This window comes from Hymenobacter coccineus, from assembly GCF_001816125.1.
Taxonomy (GTDB): domain Bacteria; phylum Bacteroidota; class Bacteroidia; order Cytophagales; family Hymenobacteraceae; genus Hymenobacter; species Hymenobacter coccineus.
Map to the genome: position 1 here is coordinate 1 of NZ_MDZA01000288.1, position 22,722 is coordinate 22,722.

At 64.4% G+C, this 22,722-nt stretch carries 17 protein-coding genes and 1 tRNA gene; 7 read left to right on the plus strand and 11 right to left on the minus strand.

The annotated features are described in order from the left end of the window. Window positions 1–102 precede the first annotated feature (102 nt). The 3 genes from BEN49_RS15305 to BEN49_RS15315 all read left to right on the plus strand — a co-directional run bounded on the left by BEN49_RS15305 (window position 103) and on the right by BEN49_RS15315 (window position 3,931). Window positions 103–1,125, plus strand: a complete 1,023-nt coding sequence (locus BEN49_RS15305; RefSeq protein WP_070744826.1) for an OmpA family protein — start codon at window positions 103–105, stop codon at window positions 1,123–1,125. A 148-nt stretch (window positions 1,126–1,273) separates the two neighbouring features. Next, window positions 1,274–2,728: a hypothetical protein gene (locus BEN49_RS15310; RefSeq protein ID WP_070744828.1), complete on the plus strand. Its 1,455-nt coding sequence runs from the start codon at window positions 1,274–1,276 to the stop codon at window positions 2,726–2,728. Between the two features lie 75 nt (window positions 2,729–2,803). Then, window positions 2,804–3,931, plus strand: a complete 1,128-nt coding sequence (locus BEN49_RS15315; protein ID WP_070744830.1) for a TlpA disulfide reductase family protein — start codon at window positions 2,804–2,806, stop codon at window positions 3,929–3,931. A 35-nt stretch (window positions 3,932–3,966) separates the two neighbouring features. Here BEN49_RS15315 and BEN49_RS15320 read toward each other — a convergent pair whose 3' ends face one another. From BEN49_RS15320 to BEN49_RS15350, 7 genes are all read right to left on the minus strand, one after another. Further along, on the minus strand, window positions 3,967–5,226 hold the full coding sequence (locus BEN49_RS15320; RefSeq protein WP_070744831.1) for an arsenic transporter: 1,260 nt from the start codon (window positions 5,224–5,226) through the stop codon (window positions 3,967–3,969). A 162-nt stretch (window positions 5,227–5,388) separates the two neighbouring features. Next, window positions 5,389–6,072: a haloacid dehalogenase type II gene (locus BEN49_RS15325; protein ID WP_070744832.1), complete on the minus strand. Its 684-nt coding sequence runs from the start codon at window positions 6,070–6,072 to the stop codon at window positions 5,389–5,391. A gap of 322 nt (window positions 6,073–6,394) precedes the next feature. Next, entirely contained in the window at window positions 6,395–9,208 is a 2,814-nt protein-coding gene (locus tag BEN49_RS15330) for a TonB-dependent receptor (RefSeq protein WP_070744834.1), read from the minus strand. A 309-nt stretch (window positions 9,209–9,517) separates the two neighbouring features. Next, complete coding sequence (locus tag BEN49_RS15335) at window positions 9,518–10,240, minus strand: hypothetical protein (protein WP_070744835.1); 723 nt, start codon at window positions 10,238–10,240, stop codon at window positions 9,518–9,520. Window positions 10,241–10,441: 201 nt separating this feature from the next. Next, on the minus strand, window positions 10,442–11,080 hold the full coding sequence (locus BEN49_RS15340) for a GDSL-type esterase/lipase family protein (protein WP_070744868.1): 639 nt from the start codon (window positions 11,078–11,080) through the stop codon (window positions 10,442–10,444). Between the two features lie 146 nt (window positions 11,081–11,226). Then, complete coding sequence (locus tag BEN49_RS15345; RefSeq protein WP_070744838.1) at window positions 11,227–12,081, minus strand: maleylpyruvate isomerase N-terminal domain-containing protein; 855 nt, start codon at window positions 12,079–12,081, stop codon at window positions 11,227–11,229. Window positions 12,082–12,087: 6 nt separating this feature from the next. Continuing rightward, on the minus strand, window positions 12,088–13,227 hold the full coding sequence (locus tag BEN49_RS15350) for a cystathionine gamma-synthase (RefSeq protein WP_070744840.1): 1,140 nt from the start codon (window positions 13,225–13,227) through the stop codon (window positions 12,088–12,090). Between the two features lie 138 nt (window positions 13,228–13,365). Here BEN49_RS15350 and BEN49_RS15355 point away from each other — a divergent pair, with 138 nt between their 5' ends. The 3 genes from BEN49_RS15355 to BEN49_RS15365 all read left to right on the plus strand — a co-directional run bounded on the left by BEN49_RS15355 (window position 13,366) and on the right by BEN49_RS15365 (window position 15,320). After that, a complete protein-coding gene (locus BEN49_RS15355; RefSeq protein ID WP_070744841.1) occupies window positions 13,366–14,304 on the plus strand; it encodes a DUF2167 domain-containing protein in 939 nt (312 codons plus the stop codon). Window positions 14,305–14,423: 119 nt separating this feature from the next. Continuing rightward, window positions 14,424–15,149, plus strand: coding sequence for a TVP38/TMEM64 family protein (locus tag BEN49_RS15360; protein ID WP_083326143.1), 726 nt, complete (start codon window positions 14,424–14,426; stop codon window positions 15,147–15,149). Window positions 15,150–15,246: 97 nt separating this feature from the next. Next, window positions 15,247–15,320: transfer RNA gene (locus BEN49_RS15365), tRNA-Arg, on the plus strand. Between the two features lie 260 nt (window positions 15,321–15,580). Here the strand turns inward: BEN49_RS15365 and BEN49_RS15370 are convergent. Beyond that, window positions 15,581–18,553: a T9SS type A sorting domain-containing protein gene (locus tag BEN49_RS15370; RefSeq protein ID WP_158022955.1), complete on the minus strand. Its 2,973-nt coding sequence runs from the start codon at window positions 18,551–18,553 to the stop codon at window positions 15,581–15,583. A 1,041-nt stretch (window positions 18,554–19,594) separates the two neighbouring features. On the opposite strand from BEN49_RS15370, the gene BEN49_RS15375 reads away from it, so the two are divergent. Next, the gene (locus tag BEN49_RS15375) at window positions 19,595–20,164 is read left to right on the plus strand and encodes a DUF4468 domain-containing protein (RefSeq protein WP_070744846.1); all 570 of its coding nucleotides are present in this window, start codon (window positions 19,595–19,597) and stop codon (window positions 20,162–20,164) included. Window positions 20,165–20,352: 188 nt separating this feature from the next. Here BEN49_RS15375 and BEN49_RS15380 read toward each other — a convergent pair whose 3' ends face one another. The 3 genes from BEN49_RS15380 to BEN49_RS15390 all read right to left on the minus strand — a co-directional run bounded on the left by BEN49_RS15380 (window position 20,353) and on the right by BEN49_RS15390 (window position 22,710). Continuing rightward, the gene (locus BEN49_RS15380) at window positions 20,353–21,015 is read right to left on the minus strand and encodes a hypothetical protein (protein ID WP_070744870.1); all 663 of its coding nucleotides are present in this window, start codon (window positions 21,013–21,015) and stop codon (window positions 20,353–20,355) included. A gap of 253 nt (window positions 21,016–21,268) precedes the next feature. Next, window positions 21,269–21,814 carry a hypothetical protein gene (locus BEN49_RS15385; RefSeq protein ID WP_070744847.1) on the minus strand — a complete coding sequence of 182 codons (546 nt, stop codon included), beginning with the start codon at window positions 21,812–21,814 and terminating at the stop codon, window positions 21,269–21,271. After that, complete coding sequence (locus tag BEN49_RS15390) at window positions 21,787–22,710, minus strand: hypothetical protein (protein WP_070744850.1); 924 nt, start codon at window positions 22,708–22,710, stop codon at window positions 21,787–21,789. The genes BEN49_RS15385 and BEN49_RS15390 overlap by 28 nt, the downstream gene beginning before the upstream one ends. Between the last annotated feature and the right edge of the window lie 12 nt (window positions 22,711–22,722).

Sequence of the window (22,722 nt, forward strand, 5' to 3'; positions counted from 1 at the left end):
GCCCCCCACCCGGCCCCGGCGGGCACCGCGCCGGCCGTACCTTGCCCCGGCATTTGGGGGCCCCGCACCGGCGGCGGCCCGGGGCCCTGTTTATTTTTTGTTATGCGCCTGAAAAATTTCACGCCGGCCCTGCTGGGCCTGGGTTTGCTCGCCGCCGGGGCCCTGCCGGGCTGCGTGGCGGCCCGCAAGTACGACGACCTGGCGGCCCGCCAGCGGGCCGATGCCCAGGGCAAGGCCGAGGCCGAGCGCCAGTACCGCGCCGCCACCGCCGAGCTGCAAAAAACCGCCGATGCCCTGGCCCAACTGCGCCTCGATAACGGCCGCCTCGAAGATGACTCGCTGGCCACCGGTACGGCCCTGCGCCGGGCCCGCGGCCTCAACCACGACCTGAACGAGAGCTACGACCGCCTGCTGAAAAACAGCGGCCAGGAGCTGGCCAGCAAGTCGTCGGACTACAACAAGGTGGCCCGCGACCTGGCCCGCCGCGAGGCCGAGCTGGGGGCCCTGGACGCTAGCCTGCGCACCAGCAAAACCGACAACGACCGCCTCGGCACCGACCTCAAGGCCCGCGAAGCCAAGCTGGCCGAGCTCACCCAGGCCCTGGCCGACAAGGACCGGGCCGTGAACGACCTCAAGGCCCGCGTGAGCAAGGCCCTGCTCAGCTTCAACGCCAGCGACTTGCAGGTGAAGCTGAAGGACGGCAAGGTGTACGTGTCGCTCTCCGAGCAGCTGCTGTTTAAGTCGGGCTCGGCCAAGGTGGACCCCAAGGGCCAGGCCGCCCTGAAAACCCTGGCCACCGTGCTGCAAGAGCAGCCCGACGTGAACGTGGTGGTGGAAGGCCACACCGACACCGTGCCCATCAAGGGCGTGGTGAACGGGGCCAAGGACAACTGGGACCTGAGTGCCCTGCGCGCCACCGACATTGCCCGCCTGCTGGCGGCCGGCGGCGTGGCCCCGGCCCGCATTACGGCCGCCGGCCGCAGCCAGTACGTACCCGTGGCCCCCAACGACACGGCCCCCAACAAGGCCCTGAACCGCCGCACCGAAATCATCCTGACCCCCAAGCTCGACGAGCTGTTCCAGATTCTGGAGAGCAGCAGCGGGGCCCCAGCGCCGGGTAAGTAAGCGCTGGTAACCGAAGGTCAGCGCAGCTAAAGTTTGTGCTACTCCCCTTGGGGCCTATTAAAGTGCTGATTAGCACCAGTTGGTAAGCGCCAAATCCCTTTTTCCTCCATAACTTATCGGCAGAAAGACCTTTCCACTTTCTGCCCCTATGAAATTAGCTTTCTACTTTCGCTGGCTACCGGCTTTGCTGCTGTGGCTGGGCACTGCGCTGGCGGCGCAGGCTTCGCACCTTTTAGGTGCGGAAATGACCTACGCACCCGTGGCCGCTACCACAGCCGGCACGCCGCGCTACCACGTCGTCCTTAAGCTGTACGTCGACCTGTTGCCGCAATCAGCTAAGCAGCCGACGGCAACGCTGGTGTTCAGCCGCAATGGCTGCGACGCCGTTGGCACCGGCAGCTTCGCCGTTGACGTCCCCATCACGCAGATAACAAAAACCTATGGGCAGAGCTGCCCGGCGAACCTGGCGTACACGGTGCAGCTTTACGAAACCGATGCGGACCTGCCCCAGGGGCAGTGGACGATAAGCTTTAGTGGCGAAAACCGGGCCGCTGGTGTTAGAAACATCACCAGCCCCGCTTCCCAAGCCTTTGGTATTTATTGCAGCGCTTTTCTGAATACCGAGCTGGTGGCCCAAAACACTTCGCCCGTGTTCCTGTCGTCGCGCTTGCCGTACGTGGCCAGTGGCCAGGCGGAACGCTACAGCTTCAGCGCGTTCGATGCTGACGGCGATTCGCTGGTGTACCGCTTCGTGACGCCGCAGACGGGCACGGGGGCCCAGTACGTGTGCGGTGTTGATATTCCGAGCACTCCGTCGCCACACTTCCAGCTCAATGCCGCCACCGGGGCCCTCACCGCCCCGGCCACGGCCACCACTGATGTGGGCATCTACATCATGGCGGCCCGCGTGGACGAATACCGGCGGCTGAACGGCAGCTGGCAGCAAATTGGGTGGGTGATGCGCGACGTGAGCTACCTGTACCTGAACGCCACCAACCGGGCCCCGGGCTTCACGGGCCTCACCGTGGGCGGTGGCCCAGCGGCGCAGCCCCTAAACGAGCTCATCCGGGTGCGGGCCGGCCAAACCGTGGTGCTGGCCCTCGACGCGGCCGACCCCGACGCGGGCCAAGTCTTGAGCTTCAGCAGCGACGCTGTGGGCACTATCCCTGGCCTGGCCTTGCAGCCCCTGGGGCCCACCCACGCTCAGTTGACCTGGCAAGTGCCCGCCACCCTGCCGCCGGGCCGCTACGTGGCCACGGTGGCCGTGACGGACGACGGCTGCCCCACCGCCAGCGAGGAGCAAACCCTGGCCTTCCTGGTAACGGCCGCTACGCCGCTGGCCACCCGCCCCACCGGGGCGGCCAAGGCGGCTGCTTTCCCCATGCCATTCCGCGAGCAGGTGCAGTTTCAGGCGGGGGCCCCGGGGCAGGCCATCACCATTGTGGACGAGTTGGGGCGCGTGGTGGCCCAGCTGCGCACCCAGGCCGACGGCCGCGTGGTGTGGCAGCCCGCCGCTGCCCTACCGGCGGGCCTGTACGTGGCCCGCGGCGCCGACGGCCGCCCACTGGCGCGCTTACTGCGGGCCGCGAATACTACCTACTAGCCCGGCGCGTTTCCAAGCATTAGCCCGCTAGTATTTTGAATTTCAGGGCCCTAAATCTTTTCATCCCCACATGTCATGAAGAAGCACTTACTTGGCTGCCTGCTGCTGGCCCCGGGGCTGGCCCTCGCCCAAACGTCCTTTCCCTTCACCATCAAGGGCAAAATTGGCCACCTGAACGCGCCGGCCAAAATCTACCTCATGCGCGGATCGGAGCCCGCGGATTCCGCCACGTTCAAGGATGGGGCGTTTGAGCTGAAGGGCACCAGCGACGTGCCCCGCGCGGTGGACCTACTGGTGAAGCGCGACGGCAAGCTGGGTGAGGGCGTGTTCGGGGCCATTAGGCCCCTCCGGGTATTCCTGGAGCCGACCCCGATTGTCATCACGAGCCCCGATTCGATGCAGAACGCCCGCGTCACTGGGGGCCCCGTCGCGGCCGATTACCAGCGGCTGGTGGCTTCGTCCGACCGCGTGAAGGCCAAGATGAATTCGATTGGGGACGCGGCGAGCAAGGCTTCCGCAGAGGAGCGCAAATCTCCCGCGTTTATGGCGCGGCAGCGAGCACAATACGAAGCCGTTACCAAGGAATTTGCGCAGTCAGACCGGGACTTCATCAAAGCCAACCCCAACTCCTGGGTGAGCCTGTACGCGCTGACGGGCAGCATGATGGCCGTGCCCCAGTACGCGGTGGAGGGGCCCCTGTACGAGGCGCTGAGCCCGGCCCTCAAAAACAGCCCGGATGGCCGCCGCTACGGCGCAATGATGCAGGGCCTGAAGGCAGTGGCCATTGGCGCGCAGGCCCCCAACTTCTCCCAGAAAACGCCCGACGGCAAGCTAATATCACTCACGGACTACCGGGGCAAGTACGTGCTGGTTGATTTTTGGGCGAGCTGGTGCAAGCCCTGCCGCCAGGAAAACCCGGCCGTTATCAAGGCATACGAGGCTTATAAGGGCCGCAACTTTGACATCCTGGGCGTGTCGCTCGACAACGAGGAGGGCCGCGCGAAGTGGCTGAAAGCCATTCAGGACGACCATTTACCTTGGGCACAGGTATCGGACCTGCGCGGAACTCAGAACGCCGTTGCCCAAACCTACCAGGTGAACGCGGTGCCGCAGAATTTCCTGATTGACCCCAGCGGCAAAATTGTGGCCGCCAACTTGCGCGGCGAGGAGCTGCAAACCGTGCTGGCGAAGTTCATTAAGTAGCCGCGGCCGGCGCTGGCCGATGGGGCCCCGGCCGGCTAGTGGGGCAGCAGAAACAGCGACGCAATGGCCAGCAGCAGCGGCATGGTCATGACCAGGGCCCCCAGCTTCAGGAACTGCCAGGCCCCCACTTCGATCTTTTCGCGGCGCAGCGCCACGAGCCACAAAATGGTGGCCAGCGACCCCGTAACGGACAAGTTGGGGCCCAGGTCGACCCCAATCAGGACCGCGCTTTTGACCATTGCCGACACGTGGGCCGTTTGCAGCACGTTGCCGGCGAGGAGGCCGGCGGGCAGGTTGTTCATGGCGTTGCAGAGCAGGGCCACGCCCACGCCGCTCAGCCAGGTGGCTTTGGCGGCCGACTGCTGGGCGCTGGCGTCGAGCAACGCCGTGAGCCAGCGCGAAACGCCCGTTTTATTGAGCGCCTCCACCAACACAAACAGGCCGGCCACCAGCGGCAGCACCGACCAGGACACGTTTTTCAAAATCTCGGCCGGGCTCTTGCGGGCCGTAACGAGCACGATGAGGGCCGTGAGGGCCCCCGTGAGGGCCGTGGGCAGCCCCAGCTCCAGGCCCAGGCCCGACGATACGAGCAGCGCCACGGCCGTGGCCCCGATGCCGGCCAGGGCCACCCGGCCGCCGCGCGCCAGGGCCGGCAGCGCAATGTTCTGCGCAATGGCGGTACCCAACTCGGCCCGCTGGGTGCGCAGCAGCAGGAAGTAGGTGGCCCCAATGGCAATGGCCGACGGCAGGAGGTAGCGCGGCAGCCAGGTGAGCAGCGGCGGCAGGTGGGCCCCGTAAATTACCAGGTTGGCGGGGTTGGAGATGGGCAGCACAAAGGAGGCGGCGTTAGCAATGAAGGCGCAGATGAAGAGGTAGGGCAGCGGGTTTTTGACCTTGGCGGCCCGCACGGCGCTGGCCACGGCCGGCGTGAGCACCACCGCCGTGGCGTCGTTGGAGAGGAAAGTGGTCACGACCACGCCCACCAGGTACACCAGCAGAAACAGCCGCGGCGCCGAACCGTGCGCGCGCCGCGTGGCGTGGGCGGCCAGCCAGTCGAAAAGCTTTTCGGCGCGGGCGGTTTCGGCCAGCAGCATCATGCCCGTCAGAAACAGGTACACGTCGAGGCCCTTCGCCACGCCCGCCAGGCCCTCCGGCGGGCTCAGCAGCCGCAGCACCAGCAGCAGCAGGGCCCCGCCCGCCGCCCACACAAACTCAGGCACTTTGAACGGCCGGCTGATAACCAGGCCAATGGAAACGGCCGAAATGGCCCAAATGAGCAGCGTACTGGTCGGCATTACGAACTAACGACGGAGAATTTCAGCAGTTTTTACGTTGCAGCTGGGGCCCGGGCTGGGGGCCCAACGCACCGCGTTCCTTGCACGCGCCAAGGCGGGCCGGGTGGCCCGGGGCCGGATTAGCGGCTTTGCCAGGGCCCCTACCGCGCCGGGCCTCTACCGCTAGCCAAGCAGCTGGCGGGCAATATCGGGCAGCGTGGGACCGGTGAGGGTAGGCGCGGGGGCCAGCGGGTAGGTTTGCTGGCCGGGGCGGGCAATGAAGGCGGCTTGCAGGCCGGCCAGTTGCGCCCCGGCCGTGTCCCAGCCGTGGGCCGCCACCAGCATGGCCTGGGCGGGGGCCACCCGCAGCCGCTCGCAGGCGGTGCGATAGGTATCGGGGTGGGGCTTGTAGCGCTGGAGCGAATCGATGCTGAGCAGCTGCTCGAAAAAGCCGGTGAGGCCGGCGTAAGCCATCTGCTTCTGCACCGTGGCATCGGGCGAGTTGGTGAGCGTGACCATCCGGAAGCCCGCCTTTTGCAGCGCCGTGAGGCCCGGAATAACGTCGGGGTGCGGGGGCAGTTCGGCGATGAGGGCGAGCAGCTCCTTTTTGCGCGGAGCCGGGCGGGCCGGCTGGCCCAGGGCCTGGGCCAGCATATCCAGGGCCCCGTCGCCAATCTGCCCGAAGGGGTGGTAATTGCCGGTCACGGTATCGACCAGCGAGTACTGGAGCAGCAGGGCGAACCACTGCTTAAAGGCCGTTTCAGACTTAAATTCCTGGTTGATGGCTAGTTGCAGCTTGCCCAGGTCGAGCAGCGTTTCGTTGACGTCAAAAATCAGCAGCTGGGGGCGGGCGGGGGCAATGGGCATGGCGCGGAGGGGAAGGGGCAAGGCCGCGGCAGTGGCCAGGGCAAGTGAGGAAAGCACGGAGCGACGGGTGAGCACGCGCCTGCTTACGCAGCCCGGCGGCGCAGGGCCGGCTGGCCCCGCTTTTCGGGCAAGAAATGCATTCGGGGCTGGGGCCCCACGGGGGTGGTCCGGCGAAGCCCTTCGGGCAATTCGCCGGACCACTTCGTCTCTATTGATGAGCGGCCGCACAGGGCCCCCAGCCTCGTTCATTCAACCCGCGCACCACGCAAAAAACCCGCCCTGACGACCAGGACGGGCTTTTTTAGCGTTGCGTGGCCTTCGCTTACAGCGTGAAGTTCACGCGGGCGAAGTAGTAGGCCCCGTTGAAGCCGAACTGGTTGGCGCTGTAGAGGAAGCGGCCGCGATTCGAGTTGTCGAGCCCCGAGCTGTAGCTCTGGTTGGGGTCGACGGAGAAGTTGGTGGCGTTGTTGCGCGGGTTCACGATGAGCTTGTCGGGGTAGACGTTGAACAGGTTGTTCGCCCCGATAACGAGGCCAATCTGCTTGGTAACCTGCGCGTTGAGCGTGAGGTCGGTAATCCACTTGGCCGAGAACGTCTGGTCGAGGAAGGCGCGGGCGGGGTCGGCGTCGGCGGTTTTGATTTCGCCGAAGCGCACCGAGCGGGCCTCCACGCCGAAGATGCCGTAGGTGTAGGCGGCCGAGAGGGCAATTTTGCTGCGCGGGTTACCGCTTTCGAGGCGGGTGCGCTGGGCGCGGTCGAAGAGCGTGTTTTGCAGGTTGCTGTTACCGGCGGTCTGGTCGTTGTTCACCGTGGTCGATGAGCTGTTGAAGCTCGTCACCGTCGTCTGGTTGAAGTTGGCGGCGGCCGTCAGCAGCAGGCGGCTTTTGTCGCCCAGCGGCAGGCGCTCGTTCAGCACCACGTCGAGGCCCTTGGTGCGGGTATTCACGGCATTGGCGAAGAACTGCACCCGGCTGATTTCGCGCGCGCCTAGGATGGCGTTCACGATGGGGTTGGTGCGCGTGAACTGCGCCGAGAGCACAATCCGGTCCTTGATGTCAATCAGGTACGCATCGGCCGTGAAGGTGAGGCCACCGGCCTTGGCGGTGAGGCCCACGCCGTAGTTGGTCGATTTTTCCTGCCGGAGCGGCTCCACGCCGAAGCCCTGCTGGCCGGTGCCACCGGCCGTGAAGCCGTTGCGCACGATGGGGCTGTCGTTGTTCACGGTGAGCACCTGGTTGGCCACGCCGCTCACGAACTGGGTGCTGGTGTTGCTGAAGTAGCGCTGCTGGAGCGAGGGGGCCCGGAAGCCGTTGCCCAGCGAGCCGCGCAGGGCCACCGCGTCGATGATGCTGTAGCGCAGGCCCACCTGGCCGCTCACGTTGCCGCCGAAGTCGCTGTAGCGCTCGGCCCGGCCAGCGGCGTGGATGAGCAGCTTCTCGGTGATGTCGCTCTCCAAATCGACGTAGCCCGCCACGTTGGTGCGGCCCTTGTTCACCTCGTCCTGCGGCTGGTAGCCGGGGAATACCTGCGAGCCCGAGGCCGCGGGGCCCCCGTTCACGGTGCGGCCGCCGTTGATGTACGAGGCGTACTCGCCCCGGCCGATCAGGAAGTTATCGTAGCGAAACTCGCCGCCGAAGGCCACGTTGAGGTTGGCCAGGGGCCCCACTTCGATGAAGCGGCGCGAGAAGCCCAGGTTGGTGGTGTTCTGCAAAAAGGCCAGGCGGCCGGCGTAGAAACTGGTGGGGCTCAAGCCCACCAAATTGGGCCCCTGCGGCAGCGAGGCGTTCACGGAGCCGTCCACGTTGTAGGCCAGCTCGTTGCGGCCGAAGGTGTTGCTCAAGTCCACGGCGAAGCCGCCGAAGGTGTTGCGCACGCCCACAATGGCCGACTGGTCATAAATGGTGGTGTTGATGAACGGCAGGAAGCCGTTGGGGAACAGGTTCAGGTCGCTCTGGGTGGCCTGGTTGGGCAGGCGGTTGAAGCCGGAGCCCCGGCCGGTGCGGTACGAGGCGCCGCCCGATACGTACAGTTCGTAGCCGCCGCCGAGGCGGTAGCCGCCGTTGAGGAAGCCACCGAAGTTGCGCGTTGCCGACTGGCCCACGCGCAAGTCGTTGCGGTCGAAGCCGTTCTGGGCCACCAGGGCGTCGTCCTGCGCCTTGAGGTCGCGGCGGCTCTGCTCGGTGGTGGCCGAAGCGGGGTAGTTGCCGCCGTTGTTGCCCAGGTAGATGAGCGGGGCCTGGTCGGTGAAGCCGCGGTCGGTGTAGGCGCGGTTCAGGAACTGGCCGCTGAGGTCGAGGAAGCCGCGCTTGTTGAGGCCGATGCCCACGTTGAAATCGACTTGCTCGGTTTTGCCGTCGCTCTGCGTCGTCTGGCCGTACAAGGCGCTGCTGCTCACGCCGGTCGAGTCGTCCTTCAGCTGGATGTTGATAACGCCGGCGATGGCGTCGGAGCCGTAGAGGGCCGCCGCGCCGTCGCGCAGCACCTCGATGCGCTTGATGCTGGCCGTCGGAATCACGTTCAAATCGGTGCCCACCGAGCCGCGCCCGATGGTGCCGTTGATGTTCACGAGGGCCGAGTTGTGGCGGCGCTTGCCGTTCACGAGCACCAGCACCTGGTCGGGGCCCAGGCCGCGCAGGCTGGCGGGGTCCACGAAGTCGGTGCCGTCGGAAATGGACTGGCGCGACGACTGGAACGAGGGCGCGGCGTAGGTTAGCACCTGGCTCACGTCGGTCTGGGCAAAGGCCTTGATTTCGCGGGCTGAAATCACGTCTACCGGGGCCGTGGTCAGCACGTTGGAGCGGCCTTCGCTCACGCGCGAGCCGGTCACCACCACGTCGCCCAGGTCGGTGGCGGAGGTCACCAGGCGCACGTCGAGGCGGGTGCGGCCGTTGAGCGGAATCTGCTGCGTGGCGAAACCGATGGCCTGCACCGTGATGGTGGCCGTGGGGGCCACGCTCAGCGAGAATTCGCCGTTGGCGCCGGTGCCGGTGCCGTTGGTGGTGCCGCGCTCAAGCACGGTGGCGCCGGGCAGGGCCTCGCCCTGGGCCCCCAGCACCCGGCCGGTGACGGTAACGTTCTGGGCGTGTGCGGCCAGGGCCGCAACGGCGAACAGGGGCGTAAGTAAGAGTTTTTTCATGCAGGAGAGTAAACTTGCTAAAGAGAAATGCAATGATGATCAGCGGTACACATATCCTTCACACATAACCAGTATGGCGGAACGATATGCGCAAGCTACGCACGTTGCAATATTTAACCTCCGAAATGCAATAAATTAGCCGATTGTCAGAATTTAAATTACTCGAAATCAGCAGTAAACACGCAAGTATTCGGCAGCATTATTCCCACAAACCCACAGCCAACCAGCGCACAATGTGCTTGATTTTCCGCAAATCCCCGGCTGTAGCGCACTAATCCGGCGTTGATTCCCGCAATAAAGCGAGCAAACCTAGCGCAACCGGTAAGCCAGGCCCCAGCGCAGAGTACGGGTGTAGGCCTCGCGCACCGGCCCACCGATCAGGCCCGCCTGGGCATTCGCAAAACCGTGGGAATAGCTGGCATTGACGCCCACCCGGCCGCACCACACGGTGGCGTCGGCCCGCAGGCGGCCATCGAGGGGAAAGTGGCCGCCGCGGTCGGTGGCCGTGGCCCACGCCGTGCCGCTATTGTAGGTGCCGTGGCCCGTTTCGCGGGCGCTGAGCTTGGCGGCCAGTTCGGGGCCCACCAGCGCGTCGAGCGCCAGGGGCCCCAGTTGGAAGCGGTGGCCCAACCCCAAAAAGGCCGTCAGGTCCTGCGAGCGCAGGTGCGCGCTGCCGGTGGCAGTGTAGGCTGTGTTGGCAGCGCCGTCATAGTAATAAAGGGTGGTGATGGCCGTGCGGCTGCGGGCCCAGTCGTAGCCCAGGTCGAACGCCAGCAGGCCCCGGCGCCGGCCCACCCGCTGCACGCGCCCGCCCAGGGCGAAGCCCGTGCCCAGCCGGCTGCCGTAGGGGTTGTTGGTGTAGCCGCGCTCGGCGCCGGCGTAGCTGCTGTAGTTGATGAACGACGTGGCCTCGGTGCCGCTGCCCCGGTACTGGGAGAAGCTGGCCCCGGCCCGGCCAATTAGCTCGAAGTGCTGGGCCGTGGCGGGCGCCGCAACGGCCAGCGCAGCGGCGAATAGTAGGAGTTTTTTCACTGGCAGGCGGGCGTTAGGTAGAAAGCGGGCGGAACGCAACAGATCCACGATACCCGCTGCTCCCCAAAGCGTTGCACCGGTGCCACATCATTTCCAAAAGATATGCACCCCAGGGTGTCCGCCGTTTTAGGGCGCCACTGCCATTCGCGGTTGCACTGCGGCTAGTGCAGCCGGTAAGCCACGCCCAAGCGCAGCGGCAGCTTACTTCAGCAGGCCCTGCACCACCGGCAGCGCCTGCTGGGCCCACAGGCGCATTTGGGGCCCCGCGTAGTGCAAGCCATCGTTCACGAACTGGCTGGCATCGCCGGCGGCAGACCGGGTGAGGAACGTGATGTCGACGAAGGCAATGCTGGCTTGGCGGCACTCATCGCGGGCCACGGCGTTGAACTGGTCGATTTCGAGGCCAATCTGGTTCTGGTCGCGGCCCTTTGCGAAGGGCGTTTGGCCCCAGTCGGGAATCGAGAGCACCACCACGCGCCCCGGCCGGCCGCCGGCAAACTGCACCGCCGTGGCCAGCAGCGCCCGGAACTCGATGCGGTACAGGGCCTGGGTTTGGCCCCGGTATTGGTTGTTGACGCCGATTAGCAGCGACACCAAGCCGTAGTCGGTGCGGTGGTTGCCACTGCCCTGGACGGCCTCTTGCAACTCGGCGGTGGTCCAGCCGGTGCGGGCGATGATGTCGGGGGGTTGCACGCCCAGCCCGGTTTGCTGCGCCAGCCCGGCCAGCTGCACGGGCCAGCGGTCGGCCGCGGGTGCGCCTTCGCCGATGGTGTAGGAATCGCCCAAGGCCAGGTACGAAACGGGCACGACTGGGGCGGGTGCAGGAACGGGAGCGTACATAGTGGCAACGCCGGAATTGGTGGCGCAGGATAGCAAGAAAAAAGCAAACAGCAACGGCAGAAAACGCATGACAACGGACTTTGAACGGCCAGGGGCCCTACCTACGCCGCGCGCAGCTAGTTGGGTTGGGCCGGCCAGCCCCGCCCTCAGGCCATCACAGCCACCAGCTGCAACGCTGGCAGCGCAAGGCGTTCGTCGCCAGTTATTTCGACCTGCGCCCGGGCCACCGCCGGGGCCAGCCCCTTGGTAAACAGCTGCCACGCCGTGGCGGGCGGCAGCGCCACCCCAGCGGCGGGGGCCCCGGCTGGAGCGTCGGCATCAAGCAGCTGCCAGGCCCTGGGGCCCCGCAGCAGCCGCCACGTGCCGCCGCTGGGGCCCTGCACGGCCACCTGCACCACCGTACCCGCGGGCGCTTCCACGGCGCTGTAGGCGTGTGGCAGGCCGCGCACCACGGTTTCGAGGAAGGGCCGGAACAGCGCCGGCGTCAGCAACGCAGCGGTTTGGCCCACGGCCTCGCGGATTTGCTGCTGGTGGTGCCACTTCTCCGTGTAGTCGCGGGCAACGTGGAACCAGTTCGGCGACTCGGTTTCGCCGGCCCAGGCCACGGCAAAGGCCGCTGGGGCCCCGGGGTCGAGCGTGGCCAGAAACTGCGCGTACTCGGCCCCGGAGGCGGCCAGCCAGTCGATGAGCACGGCCGGGCTCAGGCGCCGCGCCGCCGTCACCCACTCCGCGTTCAGGCGGTTGAGGTAGGCCAGCAAGTCGGCGTAGGAGCTGATTTCGCCCGGCGGCTCGCCAGCGTAGCCGTCGCGCAGCATGGAGAGCGTGCGCAGGTTGCCATCGAGCAGGTGGGCGGCCACGTCCTTTACCGCCCACTGCCGGGCCCGGGTGGGCCGCTGCCAATCGGCCGGGGCCAGGCCGCGCAGCAGCTCCAGCAGTAGCCGGTCCAGCACCGGAAACAGCGGCAGCACGTCGATGGGCGGCGGGGCGGGCGGGCGTGCCACGGGGCCCTAGCCGATGGCCTGGGCCAGGTCCTCGATCAGGTCCTCAGCGTCCTCGATGCCCACGCTCAGGCGGATGAGCGAGTCTGAGAGGCCGGCCTTGCGGCGCTGCTCCGGCGGAATGCTGGCGTGCGTCATGGTGGCGGGGTGGCCACTAAGGCTTTCCACGCCGCCCAGGCTTTCGGCCAACGTAAAGAGCTGGAACTTCTCGAGTACGGCAATGGCGTCCTCCTTTTTGTCGCCCTTCAGCACGAAGGAAATCATGCCCCCAAAGTCGCGCATCTGCTTGGCGGCCACGGCGTGGTTGGGGTGCGTTTCGAAGCCGGGCCAGAACACTTTGTCCACCTTGGGGTGCTGGCGCAGGTACTCGGCCACGGCGCGGCCGTTTTCGCAGTGGCGCTGCATGCGCAGGTGCAGCGTTTTGAGGCCGCGCAGCACCAGGAAGCAATCCTGGGGCCCCGGGGTGCCGCCGCAGGCGTTCTGGTAAAAGCTCAGGCGCTCGAGCAGCTCGTCGCCGTTGAACACCAGGGCCCCCATCACCACGTCGGAGTGCCCGCCCATGTACTTGGTCAGCGAGTACACCACAATGTCGGCCCCCAGCGCCAGCGGCAGCTGCAAGTAGGGCGTACTGAAGGTGTTATCGACGGCCAGCAGGGCCCCGGCCTCCTTGGCAATGGCGGCCACGCCGGCAATGTCGATGACGTTGAGCAGCGGGTTGGTGGGGGTTTCCACCCAAATGAGCTTGGTTTTGGGGCTGATTTTTTCGCGCACCGCGGCCAGGTCGCGCATCGGCACGAAGTGGCACACGATGCCCAGCGGCTCGTACACCTTGGTCATGATGCGGTAGCTGCCGCCGTACAGGTCGTCGGTCGAAATCACCTCATCCCCCGGCTTTAGCAGGCGCAGCACGCAATCAATGGCCGCCATGCCCGAGGCAAAGGCCAAGCCGTGTTGGCCCTCATCGAGGGCGGCCAGGGCATCTTGCAGCTGGGTGCGGGTGGGGTTGTGGGTGCGCGAGTACTCGAAGCCTTTGTTGACGCCGGGCGAAGTCTGGGCGTAGGTCGAGGTCTGGTAGATGGGCGTCATGATGGCCCCGGTGGCGGGGTCGGGGTGCACGCCGGCGTGGATGGCTTTGGTGGCGAATTTCATGGGTGGGGCAAGCAGTGGGTTGGGGTGCAAAGGTGGGGCCGGCCGGCGGGTTTTGGCCGCGGCCGCTTGCCGGGTTCTGGGGCGGCCACTACCTTAGAACACGTAATTCCGCCATTCCTCCCCACGTTTTCATTTTATATGAAGAAACTGCTACTCTTGCTGGCCACGGCGCTATTGGCGGCGCCGGGGGCCCTACTTGCCACCCCAAAACCGCGGCCCCGGCCCGTGCCTGCGCCCGCCCTCACCGCCGCCGATTCGGCCCGCGCCGGGGCCCTGGCCGAGCGGCACTACGCCGATTCGGTGCACGCCACGCTGCGCTTCCAGCACGGCCGCGTGACGCTGCCCGGCGGGGTGGCCGCCCTCACCGTGCCGCCGGGCTTCCGCTACCTCGACTCGGCCCAGAGCGCCTACGTGCTCCATAAGTTCTGGGACAACCCCCGGGCCGAGAGCCTGGGCATGCTGTTTCCCGACAGCCTGGGGCCCCTGAGCGACGGGGCCTGGGCCTACAACATCAACTACAACCCGATGGGCTACGTGAAGGACGACGACGCCGGCTACATCGACGCCGACGAGCTGCTTGAAACCTTACAGCAGGACGCCGAGGAGGACAACCCCGCGCGCATAAAGGCCGGTTACCAGCCCGTGCACGTGTACGGCTGGGGCGCCGCGCCCTACTACGACCCGCAACAGCACGCGCTGCACTGGGCCAAGCTGCTGCGCTTCGGCTCGGGCCTCGACCAAACCCTGAACTATAACGTGCGCGTGCTGGGCCGCAAGGGCGTGCTAGTTTTCAACGCCATTGCCGGGCCCGAGCAGCTGGCCGCGGTGCGGGCCAGCATTCCGGGCTTGCTGGCCAACGTGCAGTTCACCAAAGGCCAGCAGTACACCGACTACAGCGCCGGCCTCGACGAGGTGGCCGCGTACTCCATCGGGGGCCTGGTGGCAGGCAAGGTGCTGGCCAAGGTGGGGCTGTTTGCCCTCGCCACCAAGTTCTGGAAGCTGGGCCTGCTGGCCCTGGCTGGCGCTTGGGCGGGCATGAAGCGCTTCTTCGGCCTCGGCAGCCGCCCGGAGGACTAGCCCGCCGTTCAGCCACGCGCCGCCGGGCCCCGTAAAACGGCCTGCCCTGTCCCGGCTCCCGGCAGCGGGACAGGCCGTCCTTTGGGGCCCCGGCCGCTCCCTCCCCTATTCCTTCGTTGATGGCTTTTTTGCGCACGCTTTTCCAGAAGAATTTCTCCACCCTGCTCACCATGTTCCTGCTGGTGGCCGTGCCGCTGCTGGGCTCGTCGGCGGTGGCGGCGCTGCTCTACCGGCACCAGCACCTGCTGGAGGGGCTGCGCTGGGGCCCCGCGCTGCTGTACTTCGCCCTCACGGCCGTCACGATGGCATTTGCGCTCACGCCCACCACGTTCGTGGCCATTGCCACGGGCTACTACTTTGGGTGGGCGGGGCTGCCGGGCATGGTGGCGGCTTACGCCGTGGCCGCGGCCATCGGCTACGAGCTGGCCCTGCGCCTCGACCACGGCAAGCTGCGCCAGTTCCTGCACCTGTTTCCCAAAGCCGGGGGCGTGGTCGATGAGCTGCAAACCCAGAGCTGGTCGCTCATCATCCTCACGCGCCTCTCGCCGGTGCTGCCGTTTGCCCTCATGACGTTCGTGTTGGCGATGGTGGGCGTGCCGCGCCGCCGTTTCCTGGCCGCCTCGGTGGCGGGCATGCTGCCGCGTAGCCTGTTTTTCTACTGGCTCGGCACCGAGGCCTCCGACGTGCTGGCCCTGATCCGCGACCCCGACCAGGGGGCCCTGAGCAAGCTCGTGCTGGTGGCCCTGGTGGCAGCCTCACTGTTCGGCTTGTTCTTCGTGTTCAACCGGGCCCTGAAGCGCAGCTTGCAGGCCAATGCGTCCCCCGACGCAAAAATCTTACCCTGATAATGAACGGGTTTGCCACCGCGCAGCAAAAAAAGCAAGGCCAAAGTTGCGGCAGCCAAAAAAGACTTGCTACCTTTGTGCTCCCAACGCGGGAAACGGTTGTGTAGCTCAATTGGATAGAGCATCTGACTACGAATCAGAAGGTTTAAGGTTCGACTCCTTACACGACCACAAACCCCCCCTTTACATCTTGTAAAGGGGGGTTTATTTATTAATAGTGTTCGTGTATTTTCTTACTTGCTTTGGGGAATTGTGACCCCAGGGCGGTTATTTCAGCCGTGCATCCTTGTGCAAGGCCGCCAAGGTGTAGTTGCCAGCTCGCCTATGGCAAAAGCCCCGCGTTCCTAATTGAGGGCGCGGGGCTTTTTCGTGGTAACGTTGGACCGTCTGTTCTAGCCAGACAGGCTCGCCGATAGCTCCTAGCCTGGGCTCTACTGAATTACCAACCGCTGGGGTTTGCTCACGAAGCCTGCGCCCCGCACCTGCACCAGATAAATGCCAGCTTCCAAAGAAGCAGGGAAGGGCACGGTTGTTTCGGTAGAGCCACGCAGGGGGTGGGTCAGCACCGTGCGCCCGCTCAGGTCGGTGAGTACTACTTGGGCGGCCCCAATGGCCGAGGTGGGTAGCCGCAGGGTGACCTGGTCACTGGCCGGATTGGGAAATACTGCCAAAGTGCTCTGCGTAGCGGCTACGGTAGCCAAGGGGCTATTTGCTAGCTTGACAGCTACCACTCCCGAATAGCGGGCGGTGGCGGCCGCCGTTGTTTGGTTCAGGCGATAAAAAGCCTGCACCAGGCCCTGCACCGTCTGGTCTCGGTAAACGTACGTGCGCGCCTGCGAGGTCAGGCCCTGGCTGGCTACGAAGCCCACCTGCTGCCAGGTCGCGGCATCGGCCGAACGCTCTACGGCGTAGCCATACGTGTTCGTCTCGTCCGTCAGGGTCCAGTGCAGGTCTACTGCCTGGGGGCTTGTCTGGTTGGCGGCGAAAGTCTTCAGCTGCGTTGAAAGTGGGTTCACGGCCAGCGAAAGCGAGCCCAGCGTAAAGGCAGTGAACGTGCTAACCGGCTGGCTCGAAACTACCGAGCCCGCGCTTAGGCTACCACCCAGCCCGCCATTGCCAGCCGTTTCCCATTCGGTGCCGGTGAACGCAGCGACCTGAATATCGGTCGAAAAATCGTCGAGGCCACTGCGGAAAGCATCTTCCCAAAACAATCGTACCTGCACCGCGCCCGGCGTGTCCGCGCCAGCCAGGGTCCAGTGCTCTACCTGGCTTACTTCGCTAATTGGTGCGGCGGCCGTGCGCGTGGGGTAGGCGGCGGCTACGTACTCGGCCGTGAAGGCTGCGGTGGAGCTGGCGGGTGCCGAGATGCCCAGGCGCGCCCACTGCCCACTTTTACCCAGCGGAAATACAAATGCCTGCTGCCCCATTTTGCGCAGCGGGCCGTCTACGTAAGCCGCTGCGTTGCCGGGGGTGGCGGTGGCCTGGTCAGCCAGCGTGAGCAAAGTAGCCGTCGTGGTTTGCACCAGGCCGGCAGCCAGGGTAAGGGAGCCCGTTAGGGTAAGGGGGGCCCCGAGCGTCAGCACTTTGCCTGCCCCAGCCAGCGTAAGGTCACGGAGCGTGGTGGCCCCGATGGTCTGCAGCGTTAGATTTTTCGTAATGCTGATGCCCTCGTTGTAGGCACCGGCTTCTAGGCGCAGGATGCCGTTTTCGGCCACTAGCGCCAGGCCTTCCGCCAGCGGCGTATCCGCCGCCAACTGGGGGCTGCCGCCGTCCACATTCAGGTAATTGAGCTGGGGCTGAAAACCAACGGTTGCCGAGGCGTCCGCCGCGCTGTTCAGAAACGGCGAGTAGTCGACCAAACCGGTCGGGGCCAACGCCGACAGTTCGGCAAAGCCGGCGGTCGAGCCAGTTAGCGTCACAACACCACCGCCCGTGCCCGCCGCGCCGCGCACGCCCGTGGCATCCGTAGTGCCTAGCCAGTTGAGCGAAGCATCGACGGGGTTGGTTAGGTTGACCGCCCGGATAGCGATGGCGCAGTTGCCTAAGTTGTTGCCCTGGATGCTGTCGCCGCTCGATACGATTAGGCCGTTGCGGCTAATGTCAAAGTAAGGCGTAGCCCCCACGCTATTGGCGGGGCGGTCTTGCACCTGAATGGCCTGCTGGCACTCGGTTATCACGTTACCAAACACCTTGTTGCGAGCCCCTTCCAGTACCAGGCCAAAGCCATTATTGCTGTTAGCTGAGCTGGCGGCATCGGCCAGGTAGCCACTGATGGTATTATTTACCACGAAAGCCCCGCCGGTAAGCAAATCGCCCGTAATGCCCCCACCCCCGGCAATTACGTTGCGGTCGCGGTCAATAAAGAGCACCCCGGCATTGTCGGCACTCAGGCTGGCCGACGCGCCCGCGGCGCGCGCAACGTTATTGGCGCGCACGACGAAGCTGCCCGGGCCGCTGCCGGCGCCCGTGCCGGTACACGATTTCAATTCCAGCCCATTAGCGCTCGTCGTGCGAATGGTATTGCCTTCGATGAGCGCCGCAATGCTCGTAAAGCTGCCGTCAGCCGCTCGGGTGCCCCCGGCCCCGAGCACCGCCAGCGCCGGTTCCTGGTTTTGCTCAAACTGGCAGTTGCGCACCGTCAGGCCGCTCACGCTGCCGTCGTTGACATCTACGCCACTGCGGCGATTAAACGAAAACACCCCGTCTTCCACCATAATAGCAGCCTTGTGGCCATTCACCAGGAAGAAGCCCCGGCCGGCTCCGTTGGTGGTAGGGTTGCCAGCTTCAGCCGTGTAGGTAGCCCGCACGCGCCGCAGGGTAAGGTGCTGCACCCCGCTGAGGCTACTCCAAAAAATGCCCTGGCGACGGTTGTGGGTTGTCTCTACGTCTTCGAGCAGCAGGTAGGCCTGTGGGCTACTCCCTTCCGACTGAATACCAAAGTCATACGCCTGAAAAGTAATATCGGCGATGGTCAGGGGCTGGCTGCTCGTGCCGCCGCTCACGGTTAGCCGCAGGCCGGCCTCGTTGGTTTGGGTCGCCGCCGGCAGCAGGCCACCGTCGAAGATCGTTGCACTGGCTGGGTTAGCGCTGGCCGTACCGGCTCCTTGCAGGTTCACTGGCTTGTCGAGCGTTACCCGCTCGGTGTAAGTGCCCGCATCGATAAAAATGGTTTGGGTAGTTGCACTTGCCTGCGCCAGTGCCCGCGTCACGGTAGCAAACGGGGCCGCCGCCGAGCCATCACCTGTTCCATCATTGCCCACCGCACTGGTAAACACGTCACCGCTTGTCCTCGCGTCGTTCACGTACAGCACCGTAGCAGCGGCTTGCGCATGGGCATTGGTTATGGACCCCGCCACTAACAAGGCAGGCAGCACAAGGGTGTGCAATGGTAAATAATTTTTCATAGCAAATAGAACTAAAGAAACAAGAGGATTATTATTAAAATTGTATTTATTCAATAAAGTATTTTTCAAATGACAATGATCAACTGAATTAAAAATATTGTAAAACTCTATCATAAAAGCGTTTACATACACCATAAACCACTTGGTATTCAAAAGCGCCTCATTTGCACGTAACAAGTTATGGCATAAGCTTCGAATAGCACTTTAGATTCTTAGCCCTAACGCTAATTAATTCGCTAGGCCGGGCAGTTGTACAGAGGCATCAACCTGCCTGAAGCAGTTTCCAAGTCAGTGTGCCCAGCTCGTTCTTGCGTTTACCTCCCCCCGGCCCCCTTTCCGACAAGCAGAGGAGGAGCCCGACTGGCAATAAGTGTACACTGACTTGAAATTTGCTCTAATGGCAGGCCAACCGCTTCAACCACACCTTGAAAGAGGCCACGGTGCGCCAGTATCATTACCTAACCACGGCCTAACTCAACGACCTACAAACCTTTTTACTGGCTTACAACCACGGCAAACGCCTCCAACGCCTGCCCCCCTCCCACGAGTTTATTCGCCAACAATGGCCCTTAACTCCGGCTGCCTGTGGTCGGGGCCCCGCCCAGCTCACCCTGAGGCCGTACACTTATCCAGTTCACAGTAGCGCACGCCACTGTACTGGCGGCGTAGGATGAACCGCCGCCGCTTACTCCTGGCCAGAGCAACGGCTAGCCGGCCTCCGTAACCTACGAGCTAGTGGTACCCGTCGGGCCCCCAAACCGGGTCGTTGGGTATTTGGAAGCAGGCGGCGTGCGTACCTTTGCCCTACGCAACGGTCTTACCCTGCCGTTCCCGTTTTCTATGCTATATCCACTTTGGCGAGCGCGACGTTCGCGCTCCTGTTTTTCTTAAAAGGTCCTCGGCGTTGCGCCAAGGGCCTTTTTTTATGTGTCAATCACTAGGATTTAAGCCCGATTAAATAGTTTTTCCATCCCGCGGCCCATGGTGCGCCGCCTTCCACCTTCCACAATTTTACCCGCTATCCAACAACTAATTAGCTCTGTGAAAACGCTACTATTAACCTTATCCCTGGCGCTGGCCGCGCCGGCCGTACGCGCCCAAAGTGCGCCCACGCTACCCGTCGACCCCACCACGCACCTGGTGGCCTACTCCGCCGTGGTCGACATCCCCGGGGCCACCGAAAGTGAACTGTACCGCCGGGCCCGCGCCTGGGCCCTGCGCCGCTACAAGGGCGATGCCGCGGTGCTGCAAGTGCAGGACGCGGCCACCGGCAACATCATCGTCAAGGGCCGCACGCAGGTCCTGGTGAACGGCCACAGCTGCGGGCCCGTGGGCCACGTGCTCAGCATCCGCGTCCTCAAAGACGGGCAATACCAGTACGACGTCACCCACTTCGTGAATACCAACGCCACGCCCACCGGCGATTACGGCATGGGGCCCTTCGAGCGCGAAAAGCCGCACCTGACCTCGGCCTACACCGACGAAACGACGGACGCCCTCATGCAAAAAAACTGGAACCTGCTGCGCGCGGGCACCGACGACGAAATAAAAACCATGCTCGGCTACCTGCAAGCCGCCATGACCGACACCACCCAGGACGCCAAGCTGTAGGCCCGCTACGCGGCGCGGTGGAAGTGCTCCCACAGGGCCCACACGAAGCCAATGGCCGCCGCAAAGGCCATCAGCACGTACACGATGCGGGTTTGGCGGGGAACGATTTCGTCGCGTTTCATGGGTTGGGCCGTTGGTAACCAGCTTCCAACGGCCCGCCGGGGGGCCCGGTTGTTACCCCCAGGTTATCATTTGCCGATGGAGCCGATTTTGGGCTGAATCTGGATGATGAAGCGCTTGTTTTTGGCTTCCTCGGCCCCCGTGTAGCGGCCGGCGCCGCGGAAGCCGCTGCCGGCGGCCACCACCTCCAGGTTGGCCGGAAATTGCAGGCCGGCCTGCTCCCAGAGCCGCAGCACGGCCAGGGCCCGGCTGTAGCTGAGCTGCCGCACGGCGGGCCCGTCGAGGTTGTGCGGGTCGGTGGCGGGGTAGCGCAGGTCTTTGGCGGCGCGGCCCTCTACCACGATGAGGTACTGCACGTTATCCTGCTTGTTGAGGCTCTGCATCTGGCGCAGCAGGAAGCGGCCGGCCTGCACCAGGGGCCCCTGGGCGGCGGCGGGCAGCACGTCGCTCTTGGGCGCGAAGGTGACTTCTGAGTTCAGCTCGTAGCGCTTGTAGCGCTGGTTGTAGGTGAAGTAGCTGCTCTCGAGTCGCTTCAGGGCGTCCTTTATTTCGTCGAGCTTGCGCTTTTCCTGCACCTGCACTTTCAGCTCGGCAATCAGGTTCTCGTTGGTACGCTGCTTGTCCTGGAAGCGCTTGTAGCTGAGCACGAACAGCACCAGCATCACTAGAAACAGGGCCGTCATCAGGTCCACGTAGCTGGGCCAGAAGAAATCTTTGCGGTCCTGGTTCATTTTTTGGCGCTTGGTTGGTGGTGGGTGGTGCTTGGCGAGTGGTGCCAGTTGGTCGCTGCCAGTTGGCAGCAGTTGGGGCCCCCAGGCCGTCATGCTGAGCGGAGCCGAAGCATCTCTACTGCTCAACTAATCAATTTATTTACTGCTGCGGGAGAGATGCTTCGGCTCCGCTCAGCATGACGGCCTGAGACCCCGCTCGTTGCATGGCCGAGGACCCCTACATGACTGCAACGAGCAACTGACAACTACAACCTTACTTCTTGTTCAGTCCCAGCGCTTTTTGGAGCCAGCTGCGCTCGGTGAGTTGCTCCAGCACGGCGTTGGTGCGCGTGACCTGGAACAGCAGTTGCTGCTGCAAAGCCGTATCGGCATCGAGGCGCTGCTGGAGGGCCTGGATAGCTTGGGCAGTTTGCTGGGCCTGGCGCTCCTGGAGCTGGTTCAGAACCTTTTGCTGCACGGGCAGCTCGCTGAACGGGTTGAGGTACTCGACGATGCGCTGGTAGATATTGTCCGCTTTCAGCGTGTCGAAGCGGCGCTGCCACTCAGCCTGAGCGTTTTCGGCGTCGGCGTTGAAGTGGGCCAGGCGGGTGGTCATCATGCCCGTGAGTTGGCGGCTGGCCTTGTCGAAATACTGCTCCGTATCGGCCCCCATGCGGTCCATGCGGTCCTGGCTTTGGTTGAAGAAGCGGAACTGGCGGTCCACCGTGTCGTTGTGCTGCTGGAGCATGGCCGGCACCTGGTTGAGGCCGGTTTCGAGGTTGGTGAGGCGGCTCAGCAGGCCCTCGACCTTGCGTACCACGTCGCGCCGGCGGCCAGGGTAGCGTTCAATTTTTCCTGGTACACCAGAAAATTCTCAAACAGCCCCGCGCTGCGGTCCATGCGGTCAAACACGGCCACCGAGGCGTTGGCCATCTCGGTGAAGCCTATCCCCTGCAACCGCTCCAGAAACCGCCGCTGCACCTCCGTGCTGCTGATAATCTGGTCGATAAGCGGCCGCAACTGCTCAAAGGCCGGCCCGATGGACTGGATATCATTGACGAACTTGACGTTGAAGCTATCGAGCACCGTTTTCAGCGTACTCAAGCTACCGGCCATGTCAGAGTGCAAAATTGGCAGCAGCTCTACCTGCAAAAACGAGTAGTAATCGTTGCGCAGCCGCTCGGCCTGGCGGCGGGCTTCGCGGTACAGCGCGTTGCCCCACAGCGTGAGACCCAGCCCACACAAACTACCCACCATTGCCACCGTAATGCCCCGCAAAAAGCCCCCGATAGCTGCATCGTCAAACTTACCATCGCCCAGCAAGAGGCTCACCAAGCCCAAAATAGCCCCGCCGAACGTGCCCATCAGCCCGATGTAGAGCGGCAGCGAGGTGGTGGACTGAATCTCGCCGTCCAGGGCCCCCACGCGCCGCTCGGTCAGGTCTTGCAGGATGTTGAAGTCGGCCGTGCCCTTGTTTTTAAGCAGGTACACGTTGGTGTTGGCCAGCACTTCGGCAAACTCGGGCGAGGGCGCGGTACTGGCCACCGTATCTACTTCGCGTTGCGTTGCCGGGTCGCTCACCTTGGTAAGGAACAGGGCCCCGGGCCCCGGGAACAGTTTTTCCAGGCGGCCAATCTGGGCCCGGGCCCCCAAAAAGGCCCGCACTTGCAGGCCAATCAGCAGGATAACGGCTAAAGCCTCAATTATTAGCAGCATAGTGTGGGAGTG

What these genes read in the sequence shown, in the direction of transcription:
- BEN49_RS15325 (WP_070744832.1), bottom strand. Translation starts at nt 6,072, where the DNA reads ATGCCCATTGCCCCCGCCCGCCCCCAGCTGCTGATTTTTGACGTCAAC.
- BEN49_RS15390 (WP_070744850.1), bottom strand. Translation starts at nt 22,710, where the DNA reads ATGCTGCTAATAATTGAGGCTTTAGCCGTTATCCTGCTGATTGGCCTG.
- BEN49_RS15340 (WP_070744868.1), bottom strand. Translation starts at nt 11,080, where the DNA reads ATGTACGCTCCCGTTCCTGCACCCGCCCCAGTCGTGCCCGTTTCGTAC.
- BEN49_RS15355 (WP_070744841.1), top strand. Translation starts at nt 13,366, where the DNA reads ATGAAGAAACTGCTACTCTTGCTGGCCACGGCGCTATTGGCGGCGCCG.
- BEN49_RS15380 (WP_070744870.1), bottom strand. Translation starts at nt 21,015, where the DNA reads ATGAACCAGGACCGCAAAGATTTCTTCTGGCCCAGCTACGTGGACCTG.
- BEN49_RS15330 (WP_070744834.1), bottom strand. Translation starts at nt 9,208, where the DNA reads ATGAAAAAACTCTTACTTACGCCCCTGTTCGCCGTTGCGGCCCTGGCC.
- BEN49_RS15310 (WP_070744828.1), top strand. Translation starts at nt 1,274, where the DNA reads ATGAAATTAGCTTTCTACTTTCGCTGGCTACCGGCTTTGCTGCTGTGG.
- BEN49_RS15305 (WP_070744826.1), top strand. Translation starts at nt 103, where the DNA reads ATGCGCCTGAAAAATTTCACGCCGGCCCTGCTGGGCCTGGGTTTGCTC.
- BEN49_RS15360 (WP_083326143.1), top strand. Translation starts at nt 14,424, where the DNA reads ATGGCTTTTTTGCGCACGCTTTTCCAGAAGAATTTCTCCACCCTGCTC.
- BEN49_RS15320 (WP_070744831.1), bottom strand. Translation starts at nt 5,226, where the DNA reads ATGCCGACCAGTACGCTGCTCATTTGGGCCATTTCGGCCGTTTCCATT.
- BEN49_RS15315 (WP_070744830.1), top strand. Translation starts at nt 2,804, where the DNA reads ATGAAGAAGCACTTACTTGGCTGCCTGCTGCTGGCCCCGGGGCTGGCC.
- BEN49_RS15350 (WP_070744840.1), bottom strand. Translation starts at nt 13,227, where the DNA reads ATGAAATTCGCCACCAAAGCCATCCACGCCGGCGTGCACCCCGACCCC.
- BEN49_RS15370 (WP_158022955.1), bottom strand. Translation starts at nt 18,553, where the DNA reads ATGAAAAATTATTTACCATTGCACACCCTTGTGCTGCCTGCCTTGTTA.